Source organism: Laedolimicola ammoniilytica (genome assembly GCF_025567165.1).
Classification (GTDB): domain Bacteria; phylum Bacillota; class Clostridia; order Lachnospirales; family Lachnospiraceae; genus Laedolimicola; species Laedolimicola ammoniilytica.
The window spans coordinates 169,691-187,015 of the sequence record NZ_JAOQKC010000003.1 but is presented as its reverse complement, the minus strand read 5'-3'; the positions used below and the strand labels follow the sequence as shown (position 1 = coordinate 187,015).

Annotated in this window: 19 protein-coding genes; 3 read left to right on the top strand and 16 right to left on the bottom strand. The window is 51.7% G+C overall.

What is annotated here, in order from left to right:
* Window positions 1-10: 10 nt before the first annotated feature.
* From OCV63_RS03440 to OCV63_RS03380, 13 genes are all read right to left on the bottom strand, one after another.
* The gene (locus OCV63_RS03440) at window positions 11-1,237 is read right to left on the bottom strand and encodes a BaiN/RdsA family NAD(P)/FAD-dependent oxidoreductase (RefSeq protein WP_158362030.1); all 1,227 of its coding nucleotides are present in this window, start codon (window positions 1,235-1,237) and stop codon (window positions 11-13) included.
* Window positions 1,238-1,363: 126 nt separating this feature from the next.
* A complete protein-coding gene (locus OCV63_RS03435; RefSeq protein ID WP_158362029.1) occupies window positions 1,364-2,770 on the bottom strand; it encodes an oxaloacetate decarboxylase subunit alpha in 1,407 nt (468 codons plus the stop codon).
* A gap of 245 nt (window positions 2,771-3,015) precedes the next feature.
* Window positions 3,016-4,164 (bottom strand): sodium ion-translocating decarboxylase subunit beta, encoded by a 1,149-nt coding sequence (locus OCV63_RS03430; protein ID WP_158362028.1) that lies wholly within the window; start codon window positions 4,162-4,164, stop codon window positions 3,016-3,018.
* Window positions 4,165-4,201: 37 nt separating this feature from the next.
* A complete protein-coding gene (locus OCV63_RS03425; RefSeq protein WP_158362027.1) occupies window positions 4,202-4,573 on the bottom strand; it encodes a biotin/lipoyl-binding carrier protein in 372 nt (123 codons plus the stop codon).
* Between the two features lie 31 nt (window positions 4,574-4,604).
* Window positions 4,605-5,423, bottom strand: coding sequence for an OadG family protein (locus tag OCV63_RS03420; RefSeq protein ID WP_158362026.1), 819 nt, complete (start codon window positions 5,421-5,423; stop codon window positions 4,605-4,607).
* Between the two features lie 13 nt (window positions 5,424-5,436).
* Window positions 5,437-6,831 carry an acyl-CoA carboxylase subunit beta gene (locus OCV63_RS03415; RefSeq protein WP_158362025.1) on the bottom strand — a complete coding sequence of 465 codons (1,395 nt, stop codon included), beginning with the start codon at window positions 6,829-6,831 and terminating at the stop codon, window positions 5,437-5,439.
* 225 nt (window positions 6,832-7,056) lie between these two features.
* Window positions 7,057-7,476, bottom strand: coding sequence for a CBS domain-containing protein (locus OCV63_RS03410; protein ID WP_158362024.1), 420 nt, complete (start codon window positions 7,474-7,476; stop codon window positions 7,057-7,059).
* A 23-nt stretch (window positions 7,477-7,499) separates the two neighbouring features.
* Window positions 7,500-9,032: a cardiolipin synthase gene (cls, locus tag OCV63_RS03405; protein WP_158362023.1), complete on the bottom strand. Its 1,533-nt coding sequence runs from the start codon at window positions 9,030-9,032 to the stop codon at window positions 7,500-7,502.
* A gap of 107 nt (window positions 9,033-9,139) precedes the next feature.
* On the bottom strand, window positions 9,140-10,159 hold the full coding sequence (locus OCV63_RS03400; RefSeq protein WP_158362022.1) for a M15 family metallopeptidase: 1,020 nt from the start codon (window positions 10,157-10,159) through the stop codon (window positions 9,140-9,142).
* Between the two features lie 116 nt (window positions 10,160-10,275).
* Window positions 10,276-10,923, bottom strand: a complete 648-nt coding sequence (locus tag OCV63_RS03395) for an ABC-2 transporter permease (protein ID WP_158362021.1) — start codon at window positions 10,921-10,923, stop codon at window positions 10,276-10,278.
* Complete coding sequence (locus OCV63_RS03390; protein ID WP_158362020.1) at window positions 10,920-11,792, bottom strand: ABC transporter ATP-binding protein; 873 nt, start codon at window positions 11,790-11,792, stop codon at window positions 10,920-10,922. The genes OCV63_RS03395 and OCV63_RS03390 overlap by 4 nt, the downstream gene beginning before the upstream one ends.
* A 2-nt stretch (window positions 11,793-11,794) precedes the next feature.
* Complete coding sequence (locus OCV63_RS03385) at window positions 11,795-12,169, bottom strand: GntR family transcriptional regulator (protein WP_158362019.1); 375 nt, start codon at window positions 12,167-12,169, stop codon at window positions 11,795-11,797.
* Between the two features lie 345 nt (window positions 12,170-12,514).
* Window positions 12,515-13,747, bottom strand: a complete 1,233-nt coding sequence (locus OCV63_RS03380) for a C40 family peptidase (RefSeq protein WP_158362018.1) — start codon at window positions 13,745-13,747, stop codon at window positions 12,515-12,517.
* A 318-nt stretch (window positions 13,748-14,065) separates the two neighbouring features.
* Between OCV63_RS03380 and OCV63_RS03375 the strand changes: the two genes are divergently transcribed.
* On the top strand, window positions 14,066-14,365 hold the full coding sequence (locus tag OCV63_RS03375) for an ArsR/SmtB family transcription factor (RefSeq protein WP_317245544.1): 300 nt from the start codon (window positions 14,066-14,068) through the stop codon (window positions 14,363-14,365).
* 10 nt (window positions 14,366-14,375) lie between these two features.
* Here OCV63_RS03375 and yfcE read toward each other — a convergent pair whose 3' ends face one another.
* From yfcE to trxA, 3 genes are read right to left on the bottom strand one after another with little or no spacing between them, the layout of a single operon-like run.
* On the bottom strand, window positions 14,376-14,921 hold the full coding sequence (yfcE, locus tag OCV63_RS03370; RefSeq protein ID WP_158362016.1) for a phosphodiesterase: 546 nt from the start codon (window positions 14,919-14,921) through the stop codon (window positions 14,376-14,378).
* A gap of 23 nt (window positions 14,922-14,944) precedes the next feature.
* Complete coding sequence (locus tag OCV63_RS03365) at window positions 14,945-15,811, bottom strand: NAD(P)/FAD-dependent oxidoreductase (protein WP_158362015.1); 867 nt, start codon at window positions 15,809-15,811, stop codon at window positions 14,945-14,947.
* A gap of 1 nt (window position 15,812) precedes the next feature.
* Window positions 15,813-16,124: a thioredoxin gene (gene trxA / locus OCV63_RS03360; RefSeq protein WP_158362014.1), complete on the bottom strand. Its 312-nt coding sequence runs from the start codon at window positions 16,122-16,124 to the stop codon at window positions 15,813-15,815.
* A gap of 233 nt (window positions 16,125-16,357) precedes the next feature.
* Here trxA and OCV63_RS03355 point away from each other — a divergent pair, with 233 nt between their 5' ends.
* A complete protein-coding gene (locus tag OCV63_RS03355; RefSeq protein ID WP_158362013.1) occupies window positions 16,358-16,627 on the top strand; it encodes an autorepressor SdpR family transcription factor in 270 nt (89 codons plus the stop codon).
* Window positions 16,627-17,271, top strand: coding sequence for an SdpI family protein (locus OCV63_RS03350; protein ID WP_158362012.1), 645 nt, complete (start codon window positions 16,627-16,629; stop codon window positions 17,269-17,271). Before OCV63_RS03355 ends, OCV63_RS03350 begins: the two co-directional genes overlap by 1 nt.
* The last annotated feature ends 54 nt before the right edge of the window (window positions 17,272-17,325 follow it).

Here is a 17,325-nt window from a genome sequence, read left to right as displayed (position 1 = left end):
TGCTCCTCCTCTATATCGCATTACCGGCCGCGTAGGCTGTGGACCAGGCAATCTGAAGGTTAAAGCCTCCGGTCACCGCATCCAGATCCAGCACCTCGCCGATAAAATATAATCCCTTTACTAATTTCGACTCCATGGTAGAAGGATTGATCTCCTTTACCGCCACGCCGCCCTTGGTGATAATGGCTTCCTTATAATCCCGAAGTCCGGTCACCGTCACGGACAGGCCCTTAGTCAGCCTTACGAAATTTAGCCGTTCCTCCCGGGAGATATCATGAACCTTTTTATCCGGATCCATGCCGCTTAGCCCAATCATGACCGGGGTCAGCTTTGCCGGAAACAGGCTGCCGATGACATTTTTAAAGCTTTTATTGGGGTTCGCGTCAAACTCTCTCAGCACCCTCTGATCCAGCTGTTCCTCGCTTAAGGCAGGCTTCAGATCCAGCACGGCCCGAAGCTCCTGCCGGGCTGCCAGAGTTCCCACAAAGCTGCTGGCTGTCAGCACCAGCGGTCCCGTAATGCCGAAATGGGTAAACATCATTTCCCCAAACTCCCGGAACACCTCTTTTTTCCCGTTGTAAATGCGAAGCTCCACATTTTTCAGGGAAAGTCCCTGTAATTCTTTTACAAAATCCTCCCGGATATTGAAAGGTGTCAGGGAAGGGATACAGTCTGTCACCTTATGTCCCGCTTCCTTTGCGAAGCGATATCCGTCGCCGGTCGAGCCGGTCACCGGATAAGAAAGCCCTCCGGTGGCCACGATCACTCCGTCGCCGTCCACCCGGGTCTTATCTGCCAGAATCAGCCCCCTGGCCTGTCCGTCCTCCAGAATCAGCTCCTTCACCTCTGTATTCAGGTGAATCTCCACACCGGCCCGGCGCATGCTGCGCCGCAGGGTATCCAGGACGTCTGCAGATTTGTCCGACAGGGGGAACACCCGCTCGCCCCGCTCGATCTTGATTTTCAGTCCCTCCTCTTCAAAGAAGGTCATAGCGTCCTGATTGGTAAAACCATAGAAAGCGCTGTACAAAAACCGGGAATTGGTCCGCACACTGGCAAAAAGAGCGTCCATATCGCAGGCATTGGTCAGATTACAGCGACCCTTTCCCGTAATATACAGCTTCTTACCCAGCTTTTCATTTTTTTCATAGACGTGGACTTCATGGCCGTTACGTGCCGCGAAGATGGAGGCCAGCATACCGGCTGCGCCGCCGCCCACGATTAAAACCTTGCTCATCCGCAAACTCCTGTTATGATCATTTAAAATAAAAATTTTCTATTATACGAAAAACAGCGTTGGCAAAAACCCGCCAACGCTGTTAGTGTACCACATTTTTGCCCTATCGGCAATCTGTTATTCGGATTAAACCGGATATGCTCCATTCTCGGTGTCCGCAACAGTTGCGTCCATCTTCTTCTGCTGTGCGTCTCTGTACTTGAAGAAGTCGGTCGCTACCTGCGGGAACAGTGCGTAGGTCAGAACGTCCTCCGGCTGCTCCTCGTACTGCTTCATCTCGCTCTCCAGAGTCTCTAATTCGTTCGGAACCAGGTCTGCCGGACGGCAGGTGATCACCTCGGCGTCGCCGATACACTTCTTCTGAACCTCCGGATTGAAGGGCTTTACAGTCTTGCCATAGTGGCCGGACAGCAGATCCTTGGACTCCTTGGTTACCATCTTGTAGCGCTCGCCGCCTACTATGTTCATAACAGCCTGTGTACCTACAATCTGGGAGGACGGAGTTACCAGCGGGCACTCACCGAAGTCCTTACGTACACGCGGAACCTCCTCCAGTACCTCGTAGTACTTGTCGGAAGCACCCAGATCCTTCAGCTGGGAAGTCAGGTTGGACAGCATACCGCCCGGTACCTGATACAGCAGGGTCTTGATATTCACGCCCAGGTTCTTCGGGTTCAGCAGGCCGCTCTCCAGAGCCTCGTCACGCATGGGACGGAAGTAGTCTGCGATCTCAGCCAGAAGCTTCTGATCATAGCCTGTATCGTAGGGAGTACCCTTGAAGGTTTCAACCATAACCTCAGTTGCCGGCTGGGAAGTTCCCAGAGCGAAGGGAGACATGGCACAGTCGATGACGTCTACGCCGGCCTCTACTGCCTTTAAGTAGGTCATGGAAGCCACGCCGGAGGTATAGTGTGTATGCAGCTGAATCGGAATCTTAACGGTCTCTTTCAGTGCCTTAACCAGCTCAGTAGCCTTGTACGGAAGCAGCAGGCCGGCCATATCCTTGATACAGATGGAGTTCGCGCCCATCTCCTCGATGTTCTTCGCCATGGTGGTCCAGTATTCCAGTGTATACGCGTCGCCCAGGGTGTAGGACAACGCTACCTGTGCATGGCCGTTCTCTTTGTTGGCAGCCTTTACTGCTGTCTGCAGGTTACGCAGATCGTTCAGGCAGTCAAAGATACGGATAATATCGATACCATTTGCGATAGATTTCTGTACAAAGTACTCTACTACGTCGTCGCCGTAGGGACGGTAACCCAGAATGTTCTGTCCACGGAACAGCATCTGCAGCGGAGTTTTCTTTGCCTTGTCTTTGATTTTACGAAGTCTCTCCCAGGGATCCTCATGCAGGAAACGAAGGGATGCGTCGAAGGTAGCTCCTCCCCAGCACTCCAGGGAATGGTAGCCTACCTGATCCAGTTTTTCCACGATGGGCAGCATCTGCTCTGTGGACATACGTGTAGCAATCAGAGACTGATGTGCGTCACGCAGTATAGTCTCGGTAATCTGTACCGGTTTCATATCTGACATAATAGTTCCTCCTATTATTACGGCTCCCAAAGTCAGATGTCTTATCGTGCAGGCACGAATGCCATCTGATTTTTTGAGTCTGGCATCATTAAAGCGGATATTCGCAATCCGCTTCGCTACTTGCTCATAACCGAATAACTGCTCCGCAGTTTATCAGAAGGAGTTTGCACTCCTCCTGATACAAGCAAGTCCCCCCCATTGCTTATTGCTTTTCGCAATTGAAGCAGGGGACTTACTTGATTCGGTTAAATTCCAAAAATTGCCATAAAGGTTCCGGCTGCTACAGCCGTACCGATAACTCCGGCTACGTTCGGTCCCATGGCATGCATCAGCAGGAAGTTGGTCGGATCCGCTTCCGCTCCTACCTTCTGTGATACACGGGCTGCCATCGGCACTGCGGATACTCCGGCAGAACCGATCAGCGGATTGATCTTACCCTTGCTGAGTACGCACATAACCTTGCCCAGAAGAACGCCGGCTGCGGTTCCGAATGCGAAGGCGATCAGACCCAGGGCTACGATCTTCAGTGTGCTGATATTCAGGAATGCCTCTGCGCTGGTGGTCGCTCCTACAGAGGTACCAAGCAGAATAACAACGATGTACATCAGGGCGTTGGACGCTGTATCCATCAGCTGACGTACCACGCCGGACTCGCGGAACAGGTTACCCAGCATCAGGGCGCCTACCAGCGGAGCGGTGGTCGGCAGAATCAGGCAGACAACGATGGTTACAATAATCGGGAACAGGATCTTCTCCAGCTTAGATACCGGGCGAAGCTGCTCCATCTTGATTTTACGTTCTTTCTCGGTCGTCAGCAGCTTCATGATAGGCGGCTGAATAATCGGAACCAGAGACATATAGGAATAAGCAGCTACCGCAATGGGTCCAAGCAAAGCGGTCTGCTCCAGCTTTCCGGCCAGGAAGATGGAAGTCGGGCCGTCTGCTCCACCGATGATGGAGATAGCCGCTGCCGCCTTGTCGGAAAAGCCCATGAGCATAGCGCCCAGATAAGCTGCGAAAATACCGAACTGAGCTGCCGCTCCCAGAAGGAAGCTCTTCGGATTCGCAATCAGCGGACCGAAGTCGGTCATGGCTCCGACGCCCATGAAGATCAGGGACGGCAGGACAGACCACTCATCCAGTACATAGAAGTAGTACAGAAGTCCGCCTACTCCGTTTGATGTTTCCTCCGGACTTGCGATAATATCCGGATATATATTTACAAGAAGCATACCAAAAGCGATCGGAACCAGAAGAAGAGGCTCGTACTCTTTTTTGATAGCCAGATACAGGAACACGCATGCCACCAGGACCATGACGTAATTTCCCCAGGTCAGGTTAAAAAACGCGGTCTGATGCATGAGGTTTCCCAGGGTTTCTAAAATGTATCCCATGTCTTAACCTCCGTTGATTTCTCTTAAGGCTATGCCATTAGTTCAGGGATGCCAGTAAATCTCCGGACTCTACAGCCTGGCCTACGCTTACGTTGATGCCTGCTACGGTGCCGTCCTGGGGTGCTACTACCGGGATCTCCATCTTCATTGCCTCAAGAATAACGATGCTGTCTCCGGACTTCACGGCCTGTCCGACGCTTGCCTCTACCTTCAGTACCTTACCCGGTACGGAAGCCTTTACCTCTACAGAGCCCGCCGCTGCGGCTGCTGCCTTCGGTGCTGCTGCCGGTGCCGGAGCTGCTGCGGGTGCCGCTGCGGGAGCTGCTGCTACCGGTGCTGCGCCTGCGCCTTTTTCTTCTACGACTACATCATAAGCTACGCCATTTACGGTAATTGTATAATTTTTCATCTCTATGAATCCTCCTAAATATGAGCATGCGCTATGCTTTATTCCATTTGTTGTTGCTTCTGCGCCTGATAGAACGCACTACAAAGCCATCGGTGGATGTACCCTCTGCTGCCGCGATAGCCGCAGTGATGACAGCGATAAGCTGCAGGTCATCTTCCGGTGCAGGTGCCGCGGGTGCTACAGGAGCAGGAGCCGACGCGGGCGCTGCCACCTTCTCTGCCGTATCCTTCTTTGCCTTTCCACGGTTCTCAAATACAGATACGTACCGGAACAGGGAAATGATAAACGCAAGCAGAATCAGTACTGCAAATACAGAGCCCATACCGATCAGGGTATTCAGGGCTGCCTTCTCGGCAATCTCACCCTTGCTGTAAATGGGGTCCATGGTTACGGTTGTAATAATGTTGTCCTTATCAAACTCCAGAGCCAGACGCATGTCATGATCTGTGAACTCATAGACAGCGGTGTAGGTTACATTGCCATCCTTGTCGGTGGTGCCGCCCTCATATTCCTTCAGGCCTACAAAGTCGCCGAACTCATCAAAGTTGGCATCATAGGATTTCAGCAGGCTTAAGTATGCGTCTGCGGTAAAATCAAACTTCTGTCCGGTTCCGCCGATATAGGGATACAGAGCTATCTGCTGCTCAAAATCATCATAATTCTCCTGAAGATTGCTCAGATTCGCATCCAGGCTTTCTTTATCTGTACCAGCCAGCATCTCCACATAGCTGTCGAGCTTGCCCTGGTATACTTCCTCGTTCGGAAGAGTCTCCTTGGCCGCGCAGCCGGTCAGTACAAAAAGTCCCATCAGGAGCAGCAGAGCCGATAATTTTTTCAAGCTTCGTTTCATACTCTCACTCCTCTTAGACAGTTCCGTGTTTCTTCGCCGGACGGTCCTCTCTCTTGGTAAATAACATCTCAAACGCGCCGATCACATACTTTCTGGTATCCTGCGCCTCGATAACGGTGTCCACATAACCGCGTGCAGCCGCTGCGTCTACGCTGTCCTGAAGAGCCGCGTACTCTGCCGCCTTCTCCTTCTGGGTCTCAGCGTCCGCGTCCGCATACATAACCTTTGCTGCCAGGGATGCGTCCATCATACCGACCTTCGCGTCCTTCCATGCGTATACCAGATCCGCGCCGATGCCCTTGCTGTTCATGATCACGTAAGCGCTGCCAAATGCCTCGCCTGCGATTACATTCACCTTCGGAACGGTCGCGTTCGCGAATGCGTAGGTAAGCTTTGCCGCTGCCTTGCCGATATTGCGCTCGGTGCACAGGGAAGCCTTAAAGCCCTTTACATTGGTAATGGTCAGAACCGGGATATTGAACGCGTCACAGAACTCTACGAACTCTGCTGCCTTCTGAGCACCGCGTGCCGTCATCTCCTGCTCTCCGTTGGCTACCGCGCCTACGGTCATGCCGTTCAGACGGATGAAGCCTGTCACCATATCCTTGGCGTAAGCTGCCTTGGTCTCAAAGAAAGCCTTGCCGTCAGCAATGGTGGAAAGGATGTAGGATGCGGAATACTCCACGCCCTGAAGCTCTGCGCATACGCGGTTCAGATCGTCCGCGCAGTCAGAATAGCAGCCCTCTTCCTCATTGTTGCCCGGAAGCATCGCAACCAGTGCGCGGATCTGAGCCAGGATACCTGCCTCGTCAGCGACTGCATCGACGCTGCCTGCTTCCTCTGCCTGAAATTTAGCAGAAGCGCTGTCACACTTCTGGGTGTTGTTGCCTGCGATGGTGTTCGGAGCGTTCACGAAAAGCTTCGCGTCCTTCTCCTCCATAAAGGTAAAATCAGAAAGTCCCGGTACGACAGCCAGTCCGCCGCCGCAGTGACCGAACACTGCTGTGATCTGCGGAACAACACCGGACGCCAGCGCCTGCTGGGTATATACCTCTCCGAACGCGTTCAGAGCGTCCACGCCCTCCTGTAAACGAACGCCTGCGCAGTCGATGAGACCGATCACCGGAGCTCCCATCTTACATGCCATCTCGTACAGGCGTACAATCTTCTTCGCATGCATTTCGCCAAGGGTTCCGTTCAGTACGGAAGCGTCCTGGCTGTACACGTAAACCAGATTACCGTCAATCAGACCGTAGCCGGTAACTACTCCGTCAGACGGGCACTTAGACTGCTGCAGGTTAAAGTCAGTACTTCTGGCAGTCACCTGTCCGCCGATTTCCACAAAACTGTTCCCGTCCAGCAGACCCTCAATTCTTCTGCTTGCCGGGCTCTGTGCTGTATTACTCATTTCCAGCCCTCCATATATTTATTTGATAGTGTATTGTATAAACTACCATTGATACAAAACGATATCGGGATTAATTTTAGCAAAAATTGGACAGAGAATCAATATAAAATATGCAACAAATTTTACTTTTTACATAAAAGTTGTTATGGATCTATCAACGAGATAAAATACACTTCGCGAAAAAAGGAATGACCTACCGCCACTCCTTTTCCTACATTTTCTATATTATACGTTCTGTTCCGTTTTGGCATAAGCCTTATAGCAGAACTCAATGATATCTTTCCGCGTCACGATTCCGATAAAGATGCCCTTGTCGTCGATGACCGGTACAAAGTTCTGGTTCATAGCCTTGGTCACCAGATCCTCCATATTGGAATCGATGGAAATGGGCTCACAGCACATCCGCCGCTTCACACTGGTAAGCGGGACCTCTTCGGTCTGCTTCAGATCCAGCGCGAATTTATTTTTCAGGGCCCAGAGGAAATCGCCCTCGGTAATTATACCGATGTACTCGCCATGGCGGTTGATGACCGGAATGGCTGTGTAGCCGCTGCGCTCCAGCTTCTCCAGCCCCTGCCGCATGGAAAAATCCTCGTAGAGATAAGATACCTCCGCCTTCGGTTTCAGAAAAAATAAAATATTCATTTGTAATAAAACCCCTTTCTCGGTTACAGAAGCGGTGAAAATACCCGGAGTACCGCGCAGAACAGGCTTCCAAAGAAGCCCTGTCTTGTGTCGCTCAGGGTAATCTCCCTGCCCTTTTCCATGGTAGCCAGGCTGTCCCGCTTCACGTCCATCACCAGTGGATTCCGATAGAAGAACGTACCGCACTCAAAATGCAGATACAGGCTCCGGTAATCCATGTTAATCGTACCCACCACAGCCGACTCGTCGTCGCAGACAAAGGACTTGGCGTGGAGGAAGCCCGGCGTATACTCGTAGATCCGCACGCCTGCCTTCAGAAGCACCGGATAATAGGAACGGGTCAGCTGGAAGATAGTCTTCTTGTCCGGAATGCCAGGCGTCATGATCCGCACATCCACTCCCCGTTTGGCCGCCAGACAGAGGGCCGTCTGCATCTCGTGATCCACGATCAGATAAGGCGTGAAGATATACACATAATCCTTTGCGCGGTTCAGAATATTCAGATACACATTTTCACCCAGACGCTCGTCGTCCAGGGGAGAATCGCTGTAAGGCTGTATAAAGCCCTGGCCCTCAAAGGCTTCCGGATGCCACACATGAGGACGGAAAGCCTCATAGTCCGCATCTGTATGCCGATGGGCGTTCCACATCCGCAGGAACATGACCGTATAGTTCCAGACTGCCTCGCCCTTCAGCATAAAGCCCGTGTCCTTCCAGTGGCCGAAGCGCACCTTTTCGTTGATGTACTCGTCGGCCAGGTTCACGCCGCCGCTGAAAGCCGTATGACCGTCGATAACCACTATCTTCCGATGGTCACGGTTATTCATTACTAACGACCATAATGGAATAAATGGATTAAACGCAAAACTCTTGATACCTTTGGATTCCAGAATCAGACTGTAGGCGGGCGGAAGCAGGGATACACAGCCAAGGTCATCGTAGATAAATCGCACATCCACGCCGGCCGCAGCCTTCTCCTCCAGAACCTTTAGAATACTGTTCCACATCTTGCCCTCGCCTACGATGAAGAACTCCATGAAAATAAAGTGTTCCGCTTTTTTTAATTCATCCAGAAGAGAGGCGTAATACTCCTCTCCGATTTTATAATAAGTCGCTGAAGTATGATCCCAGACCGGATAGCCGCCGGTTTCGGCCAAATAATAGGACTCGCCTTTCGTTCCCTGATCCATCTCGCCAAGCCGTCCCATGACTTCTTCCTGCTGCTTAAGCTCCCCTTCCGTACGCTTCCGCTCCGCGTCCAACCTCTTCCGCATGCCCTTTCCCGGACGCTTGTGGCCCACTGCCACATAAAACAGGCCGCCCAGAAGCGGCACTACCAGAATCAGGATGATCCACGCAATCTTGTAAGCCGGGTTGTCCTCGGTATTGATGATCCACAGCACTGCCAGGATACTTATGACCCGGAAAACCAGGGACAGGCCCGTGGAATAATGAACCAGCTTTGTAAAAGTCAGCAGAAACCATCCCAGCTGAACAGCCAGAAGGATGCCGAATATCACAATCCGGTTCAGCAGCTTTCCCAGAATCTTCTTCATACTTTTGTCCCCTCTCTTTCGTACCGATCTATGATATCATATTTTTTGATACTTTCCAACCGGCGGGAACCTGATTTCACAAAAAATTAAGGACTGTAAATTTTTGTTTACAGTCCTTCACCTGTCTCCGGTATCTCTTCTTCCACCGGAGCCTCACAGGGCTCCGGCGTTTCTTCCTCTACTGGTATCTCTTCCGGCTCCGGTACTTCTTCCGGCTCCGGCGCCTCCTCGTATTCCGGCATCTCTTCTGCGTCCGCCGCTTCCTCAGCTGACGGCACTGCCTCCGTATTCTGCCAGGTCGCAGCCTGCTTACGCTTCTTCTCCGGCCTGTAGTCATAGGTGACAGCCTCGCCCTCGGTCACGGGCTTCGCGCCCAGGTACTCCTCCAGCGTCACGCCGCTTTCGTAGATCTCCTTTGCCGCTTCCAGGCCCACATACCGGAAATGCCAGGGTTCATAGATGATGCCCGTGATATCCGTGCTTCCGTTGGGATAGCGCAGGATAAAGCCGTATTCCCAGCTATGCTCCTTCAGCCACTGAAAGCCCTTTGTCTGTTCCTGTTTTTCGTCCAGTCTCCGGTATTCTGAGGAAACCATGTCGAGAGCCAGCCCCAGATGATGTTCGCTGGTGCCCGGCACCGCCACCACCTGTCCCGCTTTCGACAGGGCGTCCTCCAGGGAATAGCCCTGCTGCAGGTAGGAGTCGGTCTTCTTCTCATACAGGGCAATCTGCTTGTTCAGATCCCTGTAGGATGAGGTCACATAGATGGTCACTCCGTCGTTTTGGGAAGCCTGAATCATGGCCTTAAAATCATCGTAAGCCCGGGCGTCAATCTGATGGCCGCTACCAATGCTTTTCAGCTCCACCTGATAATCTTCGGGAATCGGGTGTGTCTTATTGACCAGAATCAGATTCCAGTCCTCCGGCAGATGTTCCTCCGCTTCTTCTTTTGTCTCTTCCAATACTTTCTCTTCCGTCTCCAGCACATCCGGGATCGCCGCTTCCGCTGCCGCCTCTGCAGGCTCCAGGCTCTGGGCATAGACTCTGCCAATCAGAACGCCCGCGCCAAGCAGCGTGGAAATTACTCCGGCGAAGACCCAGGTTCTTTTTTTCTGCCGTCTGGTCATGCTAACTCCTTTGTTTTTATGTCAACTTTTGTCCGATATTCAGTATAGTAGAAAGGGACCGGTTTTGCCAGTCCCTTTTTCTGAAATATTTCTTAAGATTTTGTGAACATGCTGCCTTACCATTCCTTATTTTCCACAATTCGGATGGAAATATGGTAGGACACAATCAGCCCCACGACAGCCAGCGCTCCGAAGACTGCGCCTATGGACAGGAATCCCCGATCACCCAGTCCGGAAAGCCAGGTTTTCATATTATCTATACTGAACAGCAGCGCGAAGCCGGCAAATACAAGCAGGTAAGTCGCCATAAACAGAAACCGGGATTTTTCCACACCAAATTTATAGATGCAGGGCAATATGAAAACAATTGTCATCAGATAGATACAACTGATGGAACATGTGGACGCCAGAAGCTCTCCGTACCCCATCTCTGCCTTTGCTCCCAGCACCGCAAGCATACCTGCGCCGCCCAGAATCCCCAGCGTCACCATAACTGCGAAAAGAAGCAACGCAAACAGGTACTTCGCCTGTACCAGTTTCTTTGGCGTCAGGGGAAGGGTCAGCGCGTACCGGTTAAAATGGGAGGCTTCATCGTAGGAGGCTGTCGTAATTAAAAGCATCAGCCCATATACCAGAAGCAGGCTGGAAAGCATGGTTGGATTGTCTGTAACCAGGCCCCAGATCACCAGGCACACCATGCAAATCAGATAGATCTTCCCCATCTGCCGCAGTGTATACAAGTCCTTCAAAATCAGTCCCTTCATCCCGCACACCTCTCATTTCCCGGCTCTCCCGCCGTATAAAGAAGAATATCCTCCAGGCTTGCCCGATCCATAACCAAATCCTCATTTGCCTCCAGCCCTTCCCGACTTCGCACCAGCACCTCAGTATCGAACCGGCCCCGGCGGATGCCCACCACGATGGCCGGATTCAGCTTTGCGGCCTCTTCGGCGCTGCATCGGATCAAGGCGTATTCCTCCAACAGCGTATCCCTGTCTTCATACAGAAGAATCTCCCCTTTATGAATCAGCAAAATGTAATCCGCGATCTTCTCGATATCGCTGGTGATATGGGAGGACAGAAACACCGTATGCTGCTCGTCCATAACAAATTCCCGGAGCATATCGAGAATCTCCGCACGCACCACCGGATCGAGACCGCTAAGCGCCTCATCGAGAATCAGAAGCCGGGCCTGATGGGACATGGCCGCCGCGATGGAAAGCTTCATTTTCATGCCTCTGGAATATTCTTTGATCTTCTGCTTTTCCGGGAGGCCGAACCGCTCGCAGAGCTTTTCAAAGCGCTCCTCCTGCCAGCCTCTGTAGATGGCCTTCAGCATCCGGTTCACATTTCTCCGGTTCAGATAATCCGGAAAGCAGTTCTCGTCAAAGACCACGCCGATCTGTTCTTTCAATGTCTCGTCCTTTGCGCCGTCCGGCTCGCCAAACAGTGTAATTTCTCCTCCGTCCCGCTTTATCAAATCCAGAATCGCCTTTATCGTCGTGCTTTTTCCCGCGCCGTTTTCTCCGATAAAACCGACGATACTGCCCTCCGGAATCTGAAAGCTCACATCTTTCAGCGCAAATCCCGGATACTGTTTTGTCAGGTTTCTTACTTCTATGGCACTGCCCATATCTACGCCTCCTCAAATAACAGCTTCAAAATGTCCACCAGCTCCGTCTCGTCCATGCCACACTGTCTGGCCGCGTCCACCGCCGCCTGCAGGTGCCCTTCCACAGCCCGCAGCCGTTCTTCCCGGACAAACTCCTGATCTGCTTCCCTTATAAAACTCCCTTTGCCCACCACCGAGGTGATAAAGCCTTCCCGCTCCAGCTCCTCGTAAGCCCGCTTGGTAGTAATCACACTGATCCGAAGCTCCTTTGCCAGAAGCCGCATGGAAGGCAGCGCCTCTCCCGGCTTCAGGGAGCCATTCATAATCTGCCCCTTAATCTGGGCTGTGATCTGCTCATAGATGGGCTTGCCGCTGGAATTGCTAATGATAATATTCATAGGCTGTTTTCCTTGCTTTCTTTGTGTGTGTTGTGTTTATATAGTGTTTATATAGTGTATATATCATATATATACACTATAGTCAAGTGATATTTCAAAAATTTCTAAGAAAGAATCCTGCGAAGCAGGATTCTCCGCCTGCGGCGGGTCGCATAAGCAACATACTACCTTGCCGCCGCAGTGCGATCCCCCGGAGGGGCTTTTTGCTCTATAGGAATCATAGCTTTCGCACTTTCATGTAACACGGTATTTCCCATAGAGTAAAAAGAGCGCCTGCCTCCGGTTTCCCGAAAGCAGACGCCTGTAAGCTCTGTCTGTTTTTCCTATATTTCCTGGCTTCTGTTTTTAATAATATCTTCTGACCGAAAGAATACTCCGGTAGGTAGCCGAGCTGATCTTGATACCCGTTTTGGCTGTGCTGGCATGGACGATACGTCCTCCGCCAATATAGATTCCCACATGGCCGCCATAATAGATGATATCTCCCGCCTGGGCGTCCGCATAGCTGACAGACTTGCCGGAATGTCCCTGGGCGTCAGACTGCCGGGGAATGGAAATGCCAAAATTCTGGTATACTGCCCAGGTAAAGCCGGAGCAGTCCGCGCCGTTGGTCAGACTGGTGCCGCCGGACACATAGGGATTGCCCACAAACTTTAAGGCATAGCTGGCGATAGACGCGCCGGAACCTCCGCCGGACACAGTGGCTGAGGATCCGCTGCCGGAGCTGTTGCCGGAACTGCTGCTTGCGGAACCGGAAGTGCTGCCAGAGCTGTTGGACGCGGAGCCGGAATTACTCTTCTGCTGAGCCGCCGCTGCAGCAGCTGCCTCCGCCTCTTTCCGCTTCCGCTCAGCTTCCAGCTTTTTCAGCTGTTTCTGCTGATCCTGGATCTGCTTCTTGTAGGCGGCAGCCTGGGACCTGGCGGCCGCCAGCTGATTGTCATAGTCGGCCTGTTCTGCCTTCTTCTGGGCCAGTGTAGCCTCCGTGGAACTCTTCTGATCCTCGTACTCCGCCTGCAGATCCTCCATGTCAGCCTTTTCCTGCTCCAGCTCCTCCAGGAGATCCGCTACCTCCTGCTTAGTCTCCTGATACTCCAGGAACATTTCCCGATCCTTGGTCTGAATCTCCTGGGCGAAATCCGCCCGGTTCAGGAAATCCGAGAAATTCTCCGCCTGCAGGAACAGGGACAGATAATCCATATCTCCCTCTTCGTATATGTACTGAATCCGAAGCTTCATGGCTTCGTACTGCTCTTCCTCTTTCTGCTTGGCTGCCTCGTAGTCAGCCTGGGCCTGATCCACTTCTTCGGCCTTGGCCTCAATATCGCTCTCCAGCAGCTGAATATTCAGAATCAGATTCGTCAGTTCGGAATTCAGGGAATTCACCTGACTCAGTATACTGTTCCGCTGGCCCTCGATGGACTTCATCTGGGAATTGATCTGGTCTAACTGCTTCTGGGTGGCCTGCTGCTGTTTCTTAATCTCGGACTCGGTGGTGGCCGACGCGGTAATAGAGAATCCCATCACGCCCGCCAGCACCAGTGCCGCAATTTTCTTACCTGTATATCTGAATTTTTTCATCCAAATGCTCTCCGTATTCTTATGGTTTTCCCTGCTCATAGATATTCTAATTATAGCTGGTTTTCAGCCCTATTTCAAGCAATAATGGACAATTTCAGTTTCCTTTTTCTGGAAAAATTTCTATCTACGTACTTTTATCCCTACAGCACTTTTTCAACAGCTCCAGTCTGTGGCGCTTTTCCACTGTTTTTTACATATGAATCAGTATACACATATTCTCATATCATCATATTTTCAAATATTATTCTTGTCACCTTTTTTTTCTTATGTTAAAATAAATACAGCTTTATCAAATATTTCCAAAAGGAGGGATTGTTTTTGAGCAGTGAACTGACGCCCGCCGATGACGAGGTGTATTATCTTTCTGAATTTTTTAAGGTGTTCGCGGATTCTACGCGGATTAAGATTCTGTTTGTTCTCCGGGAAGGGGAAAAATGTGTCAACGATATCGCCGCGGGGCTGGAGATGTCCCAGAGCTCTATCTCCCACCAGCTGCGGGTGTTAAAGCAGAACCGGCTGGTAAAATTCCGCCGGGACGGCAAAACCATCTACTATTCTCTGGCTGACGACCATGTGGTCAACATTCTGTGTCAGGGACTGGAACACATCGAAGAATAAAGGCCGGATTTTATTCCGGCCGAAATTCCTTCTGTATTGTTCCATCTAAATCTTTCCAGGTAAAGGTACCATTCTCCAGAAGCATATAGCCATGCCAGCTGTCCTCCTTCGGGATCGACACGGAGCCGGGATTCAGATAGATGTAATCCTCCGTCTCCCTGCATACGGGCACATGTGTATGTCCGTGAAGCAGAATGTCGCCCTTATGAAGCTGCGGCAGGTTCTTCTCGTTAAACACATGGCCGTGGGTGGCGAAAATCATCCGGCTATCCAGATACAGGATACAATAATCTGCCAGAATCGGGAATTCCAGCACCATCTGATCTACCTCGGTGTCGCAGTTTCCGCGCACACAGAGGAGGTCCTGCTTTCTGGGGTTCAGCATGGCAATCACCTGCTTGGGCGCGTAATCCTTCGGCAGATCGTTGCGGGGACCGTGGTACAGGATATCGCCCAGCAGCAACATTTTATCCGCCTTTTCCTCATCGTAGGCTTTCAGAAGCTTTTCACAGTAATAAGCGGAACCGTGAATATCTGACGCTATCATCAGTTTCATTTTTCATTCTCCTTTGTTATCCATTATTTTTTCTGCTGCCGTACAAACCGAATCATGCTCATGGCAGCCTTTGCGCCCTCGCCTACTGCCTTGGAAATCTGCAAAAGGCCTCCGGTGCAGTCTCCGGCCGCATAAAGACCGGGTACGTTGGTGGCCATTTCTTCGTCCACCTTGATGCTCCGACCTTCGGTCATGGCTCCGATTTTCCGAGCCAGATCCGCAGCGCCGGCGCTTCCGAGCGCCACGAAAATACCGTCCAGGGCAAGGCTTTCCCCGTCCTCAAAGGTGACGCCCTCCACCTGCTCTTCTCCGTTTACAGCCGTAAGCTTCTTCTCATAAACCGCTACGCCCTCCGGCACGTCTGTATGCAGGGGCTTTCCATTGGTCAGAAGCACCGCCTCTCCCACCACCGGAAGAAGCTGGCCCAGCTCATGGGCGGCATAGTCCTCATTTCCCAGAACGCCCACCTTCCGTCCCCGGTAAAAGAAAGCGTCGCAGACAGCGCAGTAGCTGACGCCGCGGCCCTCCAGCTTCGAAAGCCCCGGAACATCGGCTGTCTTCCGGGAGGTTCCCGTAGCCAGCAGCACGGCCTTCGCTTCATAGGTTTCCTTCCGGCCTTCCAGCCGAAAGCTTCCATTCCAGCTGATATGGAAGATCTCGTCCTCCGTAAGCTCTGCTCCCAGCGTTTTCGCCTGTCTCTTGGTATTCTCCACCAGCTCGCAGCCGGATACCGGCTCTGCCATGCCGAAATAATTTTCGATTTTATCTGCCTTGGTCAGGGCGCCGTTGTCCTTGCCGATCACCAGGGTCTGAAGCTTCGCCCGGCTGGTGTAAAGGGCCGCCGACAATCCGGCCGGCCCATTTCCCACTATAATTACATCGTATACCATCTTATACTCCTAACAGCTGCTTCACGGTATCCTTGGACTGCAGACCCACCAGGGTGGCGGCTGCCTGTCCGTCCCGGAAAAGCATCAGGGTCGGAATGCTCATGACCCGGAACTTCTGGGCCAGGCCCATGTTCTCGTCCACATTCAGCTTTCCGAACTTTACACCCTGTACCTCTTCCGCCAGCTCGTCGATAATAGGTCCCTGCATCTGACAGGGTCCGCACCATACAGCCCAGAAATCCACCAGTACGGGAACGTCGGACTTCAATACCTCTGTCTCAAAGTTTGCTTCTGTAATCTCTATCACTGCCATTATATCTGCCTCCTGTTATACGAATTTTTCTTACCGCTTTACTCTATCACATTTCCATTGAAAATGCTACCTTCTGTTCTCAAAGCTTCCCCGTTTTTGTTCTTTTATTCATTTTTTATCCATTATGAATGTGCTTGACATTTGGATGCCTCTATGGTATTTTGTGTTTAGACAGTTAGATAATCGTCTAATTATCTAACTGTCGGTTTTGGATTGCTTTGAAAGGAGGCACTATGTTAAATGATGCTTTTAAGGCTCTGTCGGATCCCACCCGACGGCGGATTCTGGAACTGCTGACCGAGGGAGATCTGACTGCCGGGGAAATCGCCGGCTACTTCGATATCTCCAAGCCTTCCGTCAGCCATCACCTGAATGTCCTGAAGTCCTCAGACCTGGTGCTGGACGAGCGCAGAGGCCAGAACATCGTCTACAGCCTGAATATGACCGTTTTTCAGGAACTTATGAAATGGTTTTTTGACTTTTCCAAAGGAGGAAATAAATAATGAAATTAATGAAAAAGGATTGTTTTTTTATCGGACTTTCCGTAGTCTCTCTGCTGGCCCATGCCTGCCTGCTGCCGGAGATGCCGGATATCGTGCCTACCCACTGGGGCTTTGACGGGACGGTCAACGGCTATTCCAACAAATATGTGACCCTGTTTCTTGCGGCGCTGCCCTGTATCCTGTTCTTTTTCATGAAGCTGCTGCCCTGTATCGATCCGAGAAAGAAAAGCTACACGCTCCATAAGAAGGCCTATGATGTTTTTATTTACACCATGACCCTGTTTCTGATCTGCCTTACCTGGGCTACCGACGCTGTCATTTTCGGCCTTCCGGTACGGATCGAGCAGGTGGTTCCCGTAGCCGTGGGAATTCTCTTTCTGGCCATCGGCAACTATATGCCGCAGCTTCGCACCAATTACACCATGGGAATCAAGACGCCCTGGACCCTGGAAAGCGAATATGTCTGGAAGAAAACCCACGCCATGGGCGGCGTTCTCTTCTGTATCATGGGAATTCTCCTGATCCTGTCCGGCGTCTTCCCTTCCAGGCTTATGACCGTGCTGGCCTTTGGCTTTATTCTTGCAGGCACCCTCTGGCTCTACGTATATTCCTGGCTGGTATACCGGAAGCAATCCGGCTCATAATCCGTTTCTTAAACAAGGGGCGTGCCCGTACGGAAAAAATTCCGTTCCAGGCAC